The organism is Flavobacterium sp. NRK F10, from assembly GCF_024054235.1.
GTDB classification, from domain to species: Bacteria; Bacteroidota; Bacteroidia; order Flavobacteriales; family Flavobacteriaceae; genus Flavobacterium; species Flavobacterium sediminis.
Map to the genome: position 1 here is coordinate 1 of NZ_JAMXLC010000011.1, position 461 is coordinate 461.

General features: G+C 30.8%; 1 protein-coding gene. It reads right to left on the reverse strand.

Translation table 11 applies throughout. The features are described from left to right. A partial coding sequence (locus tag NHF50_RS15625) for a LamG domain-containing protein (protein ID WP_252777366.1) occupies positions 1-461 on the reverse strand: 461 nt, incomplete at both ends.

Consider the following 461-nt stretch of genomic DNA (forward strand, 5'->3'; position numbering starts at 1 on the left):
CCATTAATTTGTTCAACTGTTCTTGCAGTAGTCCAAACACGAACTTCATCAATATTTCCTGTGAAAAGCTCTGAACCACTAATTCTATTACCAATGTTAAATTGATTTGAAGTGGTTGGTAAACTTACAGAAGCAGCTTGAGAAGCGATTAAAGTTCCATTTGCATAAACATACATATTTGCTCCATCATAAACTGCAGCAATATGAGTCCATGTATTTAAGGGAACACTAAAAGGAGAATTTAAAAAAGTACCATTTAAAACAAATTGAATGTTGTTGTTATTTCTTACACGTAATAATACTTTATGATAAGCTCCATCATAATCTGTAATAATATTATTCCACCCATTTAAAACTGATGGATTAATCCATGCTTCAAATGTTAAAGCAGTTGCTCCATTTAAAGCAGTAGAAATTGAAGTTCCTAAGTTTACATAATCATTAACTCCGTCAAAATTTAA